Below are 9,469 nucleotides of genomic sequence, written 5' to 3' on the forward strand. Positions count from 1 at the left end.
CCGTCGCGAATCGCGATGCCGCACCGTGTGAGGCTGTCTGCAATGGTCGCCTACCGTGACGGCCGCTGGGAGAACTTGCCCAAGCCACCGAACACCCACCGGGTGCGCGCCATGTTCGTCACCGACTCTGGCGACATCATCGGCGTGGCCAGCCTCTTCGTAGTCGACCTGCAGATGCGAGCACGAAGTCGCCAGGAAGCGGACGTTCGTTACATCTCTACGGCCTCAACGGACGATAATCGCCGCCTAGGTAGTGGTCGCGGAATTCCACGCTCAATGCGGCATGAGAGAGTGTTTGTGCTGTCGCTCAATCGTTTCTATGACCTGTCGACATTACGGTGAAATCAGAAGATAATCATAGTGACGCGGGCCCGAGCCTGCCAAAAGCAGGGCATCTCCCGCCATGTCAGGACTGTCGTTCCTCCCGCCGGACCAGGTAGCGCCAAAGGCCTGCGAAGAACAACCAAGCAAGAACAGCCCCCACCGCCGCACTGATCACATCATCCGCGCGGAAGCTCCGGTGATGCAGACCTGCCTTCACGAGCAGGTCGACGACGAACGCGACCACGAGAACCAGCAGCAACGGCCACCACACCAGCGTACGAACGTATCCGCGCCGCATGATCTTCTCAGCATCCACACGCGCCCCCTTCACGCGCGCGAGGTAGCACGAAGACGCACCAGAGCCCTGCCTACCCTGGTGCGCTCATGCAGGAACACGACTCCAACCGCGACGAAGAAGACCGCACCGAGCAGGCCAAGCCACCCACCGGTTACTGCATTGAGCGCGCTGAATCCGGCGGCCAGAGAGAGGGCGATCAGCGTGCCGGTGCGACGGCGACGGTGCTGCGCCAACTGGTACACCCCCAGCCTGATCGCCGGCTCGCACAGCCGAGGATCGTCCGGTGTCCTACCGGTGCGGCTGGCCCGGGTGGCGCTACGGAATTGCTCCCAGGTCAGTTCGCTTCCGGCGGCACGCCACATCTCGCGCTCCGCGCGGGCGGTCGCCGGTCCCATCATCGCGCCGAACACTGCGCCTGCTGCGATGCCGATCAGCATCACCACCCACAACGGAGCGTCGGGCAACGACACCGTCGTCACCACCAACACGATGCCCGCAGCGAAACCCGCTCCGGTCAGCAATCCGATCTTCCAAGCCCGCCGAGTTTCCCCTCGAGTCCCCATCCACGTATCTTCGCCCCATCCGGGTAAGGCCGCCCGACGCCTACGTCTTATGGCCCATCCGGAACGTGCTGCATTCAGCCGCATTCCCCGTCGACGTCCGGCCTGCTGTACCGGCACGCGTCGAGGCGGGGCGGTCAGTCAGACTTCGAGCGGGTGCTGGGCCCCGACCACCCCGACACACTGACCTTGCGCAACAACCTGGCGAGCGCCTACCGAGCGGTGGGTGATCTGGGGCGGGTGATCCCGTTGTTGGAGGCCACCCTCGCCGACAGCGAGCGGGTGCTGGGCCCCGACCATCTCACAAGCAGGACCATCCGCTCGAACCTCAACGAGACGCGATCGACCTGAATCCTCACAATGCGGTCGTTACGAGAACCGGCGCACAGTGGTACCAACGTCCGCTCATCGGCATGAGCGGACGTGAACGCAGGCTCGGTAGCAGGGCCGGCCGGCCGTATCCGACTCGGCTCGAGGGGCTCCCGCACCCCCGGACGGCCGAACTCGAGCACGAGCGCGCAACATCGCTTCGTCCCCCCTCCGATTACCTGATGGAGGTGAAGCGATGTCGAAAGCTTTGAGCTACGCGGACGCCGTGCGGGTACTGGGCGGCCGAGCACCGAACAAGGTGGTGACCGCGCTCGATCAGCTGACCGGCGGTGCCCTGCTCGTGCTGTCCGCCACTGGGTCTGCGCTCGCGTTGACCCTCTTCGACGCCAAGTCCGAGTTCTTCCGGCTGACCAACGAACTGGTATCCGGGCTGAACACGCGAATACGCGGCACCAGCCGGATGGAACGTGGAGAACAACTGTCCGCCGCGCACAGCGTCATCGTGGTGGCGGCGTTCTTCGACGCTATGGCGACGGTTCGCCTGCCCTTCACCGTCGGTGAGCTCGAGCTCTCCCCGTCGGATCAGCTCACCACGGCGTTGCTGCGCACCCCGCTCCCGTGTTGGCGCCGCACCGGCCCTACGAGCAATCGATCGAAGCACTTGCGGGCCACTACGACCACATCGCAGGCAAAGTGCTGGAATTCCTGGCCGGGCTGGCCGTGTGGGATCACGTGGACGACCGCGGCCGGCGGGCAGTCGAGACGGTGATGCTCGGCGAAGTCGCGGCCAAGGCGGTCATGCGGTACGAGGACATGTTCCGGCGCCTGGCCACCGACTTTCCCGAGGTTGCCTTTTGGGCCAACCGTGTCGACCACCAGGCGACCAGAGCCGAGATCCGGCGGTTGCGAGCCGGCCTGGCAGGTGTCACGCAGGTGCTGTCGGAGATCGCGTCCGACCGGGTGCCCGACGACCGGCGGTTGAGGTTGGCGCGGTTCCACGCGGCCGTGCTGTCGCGGCCGCTGCTGCCGGCGACCCCGTCCGGCGTCCGGTTGCCCACCATCGCCGAGGCGTACGTGAACCCCCACTTCCGGGTCGCTGCCGACGTGGCGCACGACGACATCGCCGCCGAAGAGTGGTGGCACCAGCAGCCGGTGCGCACCGATCTGCAGGAGTTCCTCGTCGGGCACCTGACATCGCCGGCAGCCACGGAGGCGCCCCTCGTGGTTCTCGGCCAGCCGGGATCGGGGAAGTCGATGTTGGCGAAAGTACTCGCGGCGCGGCTGCCCGCCAGCGATTTCGTGGCCATTCAGGTGCCGTTGCGCGAGGTTTCCGCCGACAGGGACGTGCAGACCCAGATCGAACAGGGTCTCCGCATCTCGACCGGGGAGCAGTTGTCCTGGCGTGACTTCGTCGGCTCGGCGGGCGACGCCGTGCCAGTCGTCCTGCTCGACGGGTTCGACGAACTCCTGCAAGCGACGAACGTCAGCCAATCCGACTTCCTCGAGCGTATTGCCAAGTTCCAGCGGCGCGAAGCCGACCTTCAGCACCCGGCCGTCGTGGTGGTCACCAGCCGCGTGTCGGTGGCCGACCGCGCGCGGCCGGTCAGCGGGATGGTCAACCTGCTTCTCGAACCATTCGACGACGAGCAGATCGAGCAGTGGCTGGGTCCGTGGCGCCGCCTCAACGACACCGCCCTCACCGTCGACGCCCTCCGCCCCCACGCCGACCTGGCTCGCCAGCCCCTGCTGCTTCTGCTCCTGGCGATCTACGACAATACCGAGTGCTCGCTCGAGGAGCGCGGTGACGCCCTCGGGCAGATCCAGCTCTACGAGGGGCTGCTGGCCGGGTTCGCCAGGCGAGAGGTGCTCAAGCAGCACGCCGGCGAGTCCGACGATGAAGTGACGCGACTGGTCGAGCTGGAACTAGTCAGGCTGTCGATCGCCGCGTTCGCGATGTTCAACCGTGGTCGGCAGTGGGTCACCGCGGAGGGACTCGACGCCGATCTCGCCGCGCTGCCGGTGGGGGAGGTGAGTGCCAGAGTGGTCATCAGCAGTTTCTACTTCATCCATACCGCCCAGGCTTTGAAGGACGATCTCCGGCTGCGGACCTACGAGTTCATGCATCCGACATTCGGCGAGTACCTCATCGCCAGGCTCACCGTGCGGGAGTTGCGGGCGCTCGTCGAAGGGCACCGCGACAACGACGATTTCTTCCACGCATTGCTTTCATGCGAGGCCCTCACCGCGCGGAAAACCGTGCTGACCTTCATCCGCGGCATCGTGGCGGAGCTGCCGGCACAGTGCTTGCGACCGATGCGCGACACCCTGCTGTCGCTGTTCCACGCCGCGCTGCTGCCGAGGAGTTCTTCCCTGCTCGGCTACCAGCCGGGCAGCGCCCTGGTGCCCACGCGCTGCGCCACGTATTCCGCGAACCTGTGCGTACTGCTGGTCACCGGACCGTCGTCCGAGGTCACGACCGCTCAGCTCTTCCCATGGGCCGAGCATCCCGTCAAGCAATGGGCGAGGACGGCGACACTCTGGGTCGCTCAGCTGTCCACCGAGGGCCGGCATGGACTCGTAGAGGCGCTCAACCTGTCCCGGACCTGGCAGGACGGCAGGAGGGTCGTCCGGATCGCGACCAAGCTCGACGATCTCGGCGCCCGAGCGCAGGACATGGACCTGTACTGGTCCTACGGGATCCGGCCGGAAGAGCGGTCAAGCGGCGAGGACGACTACTATGGTTGGATCCGCTCGACCTTCGACACACTCGCGTCGGACTTCGAGTTTTTGTGCAGCGTCGAAGGCGACACGGCGGCTCACGCACTGGCGCCGTTCAAGGACGGCTACGGAAACATGATCACCACGTTCTGGGGATTCGGCGGCGCCCGTCCCGTGTCGGCTGCGCACGCGATGATCACACTGTGGCTCAAGGCGGGGAGCGAAGCCGGCGCCGACGAGCTGGCGGCTGCTTATCTTCCCTGCATGAAGTACGCGGTACACGGCTTCGCGCCCTACGACACCGACACGCGGCGAATGTTCCGAGTTCTCTTCCTGAACCAGCTCCAGACGCTGCGCGACCGGCTGCCACCAGCGACCTTGGATCGTACGGTGCGTGAGATGCTCCGCACCGACTTTCCCCAGGCCAAGGACAAGGCGGAATTGCTGGCCCTGACGAAAAAGATCTGCCCCAATCTGCTGCCATGAACGAGACGGTGCCCGTGTCCCCCGAAGATGCCTGGCTCGGTCGTATCGGCCAGGCTATGCCCGCTCATCGGCATGAGCGGACGTTCGTGGTCGGTTCGCTACCCGGTCGGCGTCACTTCTTGATGCATAACGAATCTTATGCATGAGGTCGTCGAACCTGCTGCGCCTCGGCAAACCGGGGTCATCGTCTGGCGATGCGGTCGAAGACGATGAAATCCCAGCCGGCCGCGATCATGAGCTCCCCGCCTGGCCCGAACGCTGCGGCGCCGATCCCGCGGAAGTCGAAGGCGGCGACTTCGTCGCCGGTAGCGAGTTCTCAGACCCGCACGGTCTTGTCGCGGCCGGCGGTGACGGCGATCGGGTGGCCCTCGAGGGTGCTGCAGGCGACCGCTGTCACCCGGCCGGTGTGGCCAGTGTAAGTGGTGAGGGTGGTGCCGGTGGCCAGGTCCCACATCGGCACGGTTCCGTCGTCGCCGCTGGTGACGGCGATCGGGTGGCCCTCGAGGGTGCTGCAAGCCACCGCCGTCACCCGGCTGGTGTGGCCGGTGTAGATGCCCATCGCGACGTCGTCCGTGACCGAGCGACGGCCGGCGCGAGCGAGTCCGTCCAGCAATGCGGGCACGCAGTCACCCAGCAGCGTCTGCTCCCCGGCGACCTGCTGTCCGACGCCATGCACGCAGACGGTCCGACCCACGACGCCTCCCAAGGTGAGAGCGAACGAGTGTACTGGTGCGCGAAGGCTAGTGATCGCTTGTCGCAATGGGCCCCGTTCCGGCGCTGGCTACCGGCCACTCGAATGGCTCAGTGGCGGCAGCGTGAGTGCGTTTCGGGCGTGGTGGCCGTCGCGAATCGCGATTCTGCCCTGTGTGAGGCTGTCTGCAGTGACGGGCGGGCCGACGTGCGTCGCGCGTGTCCTACCTGGTCACCTGCCGCTCGTGGGCGATCATGGTGGTCGTGGTGTCCGCTCATTGCGGTGGTAGCCGGATGAGCTGAGCACAGCGGCGTGAGCAGCGAAGGCAAAGGAGATCAACGTGGCAGCGGACCTGGAGCAGCTGGGCTCGACCGGCTTCCAGGATCTCGCGGGCGCGCTTTGCCTCGCGACCTTTGGCGCCGGCGTCCAAGCCATGGGGGCAGGGCGAGACGGCGGGCGGGACCTCTATCACCGAGGGCCGCTTCATTGGAGTGGAACCGACGGTCAGCCCGGCGAGGTGTGGGACGGATACACTGTCTTCCAGGTCAAGCACAAACGAACTCTCGACGCGCAGCCAACGGACAACGCCCGCTGGCTCCAAGGGCAGATCCGCGGCGAACTGGAGGAGTGGGCTGACCCGGAGTCCAAACGTAATCCTGTGCCGGACTACCTGGTGTTCATCACCAATGTTCCTCTTACCCCCACGCCCGGTTCGGGGGGACACGATAAAACGATCGTAGCCATCAGAACTTACATCGACAATCTGAAAGATGCCAGCCGTGATGTCGACGGCGGTGTAAAGCGGGTCGCCAAGCTTCAGCGACTGTCGCGAATTCGCGAGTTCCGGATCTGGGACGCAAACCAGATCTGGAGATTGCTTGAGATCAACCACGACGTCAGACTGGCGTTTCCTAGCTTCTTCACCGCTGCCGACGCGTTTGCGCACATGTCCGAGCTCACCGGGTACTTGTCGAACCGCCAGCTGGAACCCGGACTACGAGCTCATGCCCGCACCACGCTGATGGGAGAAAGTTCGGTCTACTTCGATGAAGCTGGCAGTGGTGACGGCACTGGCATGCCGTTGCATGACGTCGTGATCGACCTTCCGATCACGTCTGCCACCAGCACGGCACCCAGCAGCGTGATCCGACACGTGTTGGACCGCGGAGAACGCCTGCTCAAACCTTCGCTCACCACGGTCGGCGGCCCGCGCCACTTGGTGGTCGCCGGCGCTCCGGGCAACGGCAAGACCACGATCTCCAAGTTTCTCACACAGGTCTACCGAGCAGCGTCTCTCGCTGACGGCGACGCCCTCAGCGCCGAGCACCGACAGGTCATCGCTGGCACCGAAGGCGCCTTGAAGCGTTTCGACCGACCGCTGCCTAGACATACTCGATGGGCGATGCGCATCGACCTTGCCGTATACGCCGAGGATCACGGGTTCAGCGACGACTCCACTCTGATCAGCTACATCGCCGAGAAGGTCTCTGGTCGGTCCGATGCGGGGAAAATTCGTGCCTCGGCGTTGCAGTGGTGGCTACAGAACTGGCCAAGTTTCCTGATCCTCGATGGCCTGGACGAGGTCACCGAACCCATGGTGCGTAAGTGGGTGATCCAGCGCGTCGTCGAGTTCGTGACCAACGCCGACGGCGACGACTGTGACGTGTTCGTCGTCATGACCACACGGCCGATGGGCTACGTGGAGAACATCGCACCGACACAGTTTGAGCGTGTGGATCTGGACTACCTCTCGGCCAACGAAGCAATCCGTTACGGGGAGCTCGCTACTCGGGCACGGCTGCGCATGGACCTCGACCGCGTCGACAAAGTTGTCCGCCAGCTGAAGGCGGCAGCTCACGACGACTCGCTTCAACTATTGTTGCGTACCCCTTTGCAAGTGTTGATCATGACCATTATCGTGAGTTCGGCTGGGCATCTCGCGCCGGACCGATACAGTTTGTTCTGGGGCTACTACGACACGGTTTTCAGGCGTGAGCGTGAAAAGCCAACGGGTGCGCGAGCGATTCTCCAGAACCACGCCCTCACTATCCAGCGACTGCACGAACGCGTCGGCTTTGAGCTGCAGACCCGCAGCGAAGCAGCTGATCGATCTTATGCCGCGCTCACTCAACAGGAACTGCGCAACATCACCTGGCAAATTCTGCACGACGTCGGTTTCAAGCCATCCGACGTGGACGCTGAACTGCTGAAGAAGATCCTCACTACGGCCACGCATCGGCTGGTGCTCATCGTCCCACGAGGTGACGAAGGCTACGGCTTCGATGTGAGATCGCTGCAGGAACTCATGGCCGCCCGCTACCTCACAGCCGGTACTGACGACGCCGTGGTCGAACGGCTGCGCACAGCTGCGGCCAGTCCGCATTGGCGCAACACGATCATCTTCGCCGCCGGACACTGGTTCTCCGAGCCGCAGGACCACCATCATCAGGCCATCGTCGAACTCGTCGAAACCGTCGATGACGATGCCGGCCAACGTCTCGGAAGTGTGGTGCCGGTGGGCCCGCGGCTGGCGTTGGATCTGATCGACGACGGCATGGCGCGCGCCCTGCCGCTGTGGCGAGATCGGCTTATCCGCCACGCCCTCGAGGTCCTCCGCGAACCACGGCCGCAGGACTTGGCTTCGATCGCCCGCGCCCTGGTCCGCTTCGCTGACACGGGCGACGAGCAGCAGGCGGCAGTCGCGGACGGCATCCGGGACGCGCTCTCCGTCTCGGCCAGCTCCAGTGCCACCTCGCGGGCGCTGCAGAAACTGGTGCCTCAGGTCGTCGACGAGACCCGAGCACGCGCGCGAATCAAGGGATTGGCCCTCGTGCGTCCCCGCCCGAACGCCGCTCCGCCGCTTCCAGTCGGTGACGGCTGGGACGACTTCGATGCCGAAATCGAAACGGCTCCGGCAGCCGACGCCGTGCTGGAGGTAGTCCGAAACGCTGCCGCTGCATTAGAGCGATTCAGAGACGGCGACGCTCAGGACATCGATGTGCTGGCCGTGCTCGCGGTCTTGGCGGACTCTGCTGGTGCTGCGATTTTCGATAGGGCGTTGCAGTACGTCGTGCCGCACGCACCGACTGTAGTCGTCGAGTTCAGGGACAAGATATTGCCGCTAGTTCATCGAGCGGCCATCGGTGATCAACTCCGCCCTCCTGCCCGGGACCGAGCTTACTGATTCGAAGACCACCGCTGGAGCCCGAGTGCGCGAGGTCTTCGTGCATCAGATCCGGCAGATGACCGTGGCACAACCTGCTCCGGGGAGGTTTTGCGCCACGGCGGCCTCGACTGGAGACAACGATGTCGCAGTAGTCCAGGTGACCGAACCTGCCCTCGGTCAGGTGGCGCCATTTGCGGTTGAAGACGCTCGACTCCAGTTCGACGCCGGGGGAGATCATTGCGGCGCTCCAGTTGCGAACCTGCCCGCTCAGCCGGCGGTCCAGCTGCAGCTGGACACCTTGGACAACGTCCGGGCCGAGGACGAAGCCGTCGATCAGCGCGGACACGACCGCGACGACTTTGGCTCCGGGGTTGGGCACGAGCGCGAACGGTCCAGGTCGACGCCGAGCTCGGCGGTCGCGGTGACACCGAACTCCGGCCTACCGGCGACTGTCGCCCACGAGCGTCGCCCCGGCGAGCAGCGGCAGAACGAGCGCGGTCGAGCCCGAGACCGATAGCGTGGTGCCTTTCGCAGGCCGCCGCTGGCAGCAGCTCGGCAAGCGGGGGCGTCACGTTTCTATTGCAGTGGGACGGCACGGGACCGTAGTCGACGCAGAGCGGCGGCTGCGCCTGCCGTGCCCGCCGCTACTTCTCGGTTCAACTCCTCGACCTGCCCCTCCTTGACCAGCAGGTCGACCAACCGATCGGCGGCGTACGTGTCGCCGTTGTCGGTTCGGGCGCGCAGCTGTTCGATCTGCCCCTGCTCGGCCAGGAGGTCGACGAATCGGCCGATGGCGTACGTGTCGCCGTTGTCGGCGCGGGTGCGCAGCTGTTCGATCTGTCCCTGCTCGGCGAGGAGCCTGGCTAGCTGGTGGGCGGCGGAGTCGTCGCCGTCCT

Annotated in this window: 8 protein-coding genes and 1 pseudogene; 5 read left to right on the plus strand and 4 right to left on the minus strand. The window is 65.3% G+C overall.

Features of this window, described 5'->3' with window-relative positions; genetic code table 11:
• Nucleotides 1–42 precede the first annotated feature (42 nt).
• Nucleotides 43–342 (plus strand): hypothetical protein, encoded by a 300-nt coding sequence (locus ACZ61C_RS01180; RefSeq protein ID WP_465301522.1) that lies wholly within the window; start codon nt 43–45, stop codon nt 340–342.
• 64 nt (nt 343–406) lie between these two features.
• Here ACZ61C_RS01180 and ACZ61C_RS01185 read toward each other — a convergent pair whose 3' ends face one another.
• Nucleotides 407–640: a hypothetical protein gene (locus ACZ61C_RS01185; RefSeq protein WP_465301524.1), complete on the minus strand. Its 234-nt coding sequence runs from the start codon at nt 638–640 to the stop codon at nt 407–409.
• 11 nt (nt 641–651) lie between these two features.
• Nucleotides 652–1,101: a hypothetical protein gene (locus ACZ61C_RS01190; protein ID WP_465301526.1), complete on the minus strand. Its 450-nt coding sequence runs from the start codon at nt 1,099–1,101 to the stop codon at nt 652–654.
• Nucleotides 1,102–1,338: 237 nt separating this feature from the next.
• Here ACZ61C_RS01190 and ACZ61C_RS01195 point away from each other — a divergent pair, with 237 nt between their 5' ends.
• The 3 genes and pseudogenes from ACZ61C_RS01195 (at nt 1,339) to ACZ61C_RS01205 (ending at nt 4,716) form a co-directional block, all read left to right on the plus strand.
• Nucleotides 1,339–1,533: a tetratricopeptide repeat protein gene (locus tag ACZ61C_RS01195; protein WP_465301528.1), complete on the plus strand. Its 195-nt coding sequence runs from the start codon at nt 1,339–1,341 to the stop codon at nt 1,531–1,533.
• 214 nt (nt 1,534–1,747) lie between these two features.
• A pseudogene (locus ACZ61C_RS01200) lies at nt 1,748–2,322 on the plus strand (NACHT N-terminal helical domain 7-containing protein); the annotation flags it as partial.
• 3 nt (nt 2,323–2,325) lie between these two features.
• The gene (locus ACZ61C_RS01205) at nt 2,326–4,716 is read left to right on the plus strand and encodes an NACHT domain-containing protein (protein WP_465302736.1); all 2,391 of its coding nucleotides are present in this window, start codon (nt 2,326–2,328) and stop codon (nt 4,714–4,716) included.
• Between the two features lie 316 nt (nt 4,717–5,032).
• On the opposite strand, the gene ACZ61C_RS01210 is transcribed toward ACZ61C_RS01205, so the two are convergent.
• Complete coding sequence (locus ACZ61C_RS01210; protein ID WP_465301530.1) at nt 5,033–5,410, minus strand: hypothetical protein; 378 nt, start codon at nt 5,408–5,410, stop codon at nt 5,033–5,035.
• A gap of 337 nt (nt 5,411–5,747) precedes the next feature.
• On the opposite strand from ACZ61C_RS01210, the gene ACZ61C_RS01215 reads away from it, so the two are divergent.
• The gene (locus tag ACZ61C_RS01215) at nt 5,748–8,591 is read left to right on the plus strand and encodes an NACHT domain-containing protein (protein WP_465301532.1); all 2,844 of its coding nucleotides are present in this window, start codon (nt 5,748–5,750) and stop codon (nt 8,589–8,591) included.
• A 558-nt stretch (nt 8,592–9,149) separates the two neighbouring features.
• Here ACZ61C_RS01215 and ACZ61C_RS01220 read toward each other — a convergent pair.
• Nucleotides 9,150–9,469: hypothetical protein (locus tag ACZ61C_RS01220; protein WP_465301534.1), on the minus strand; the 320-nt coding region annotated here is incomplete at its 5' end.

The sequence above is a fragment of the Amycolatopsis sp. NPDC104587 genome (assembly GCF_055583645.1).

Excerpts from the sequence above, each read along its gene's own strand:
- ACZ61C_RS01205 (WP_465302736.1), top strand. The coding sequence starts at position 2,326 with ATGTTCCGGCGCCTGGCCACCGACTTTCCCGAGGTTGCCTTTTGGGCC.
- ACZ61C_RS01180 (WP_465301522.1), top strand. The coding sequence starts at position 43 with ATGGTCGCCTACCGTGACGGCCGCTGGGAGAACTTGCCCAAGCCACCG.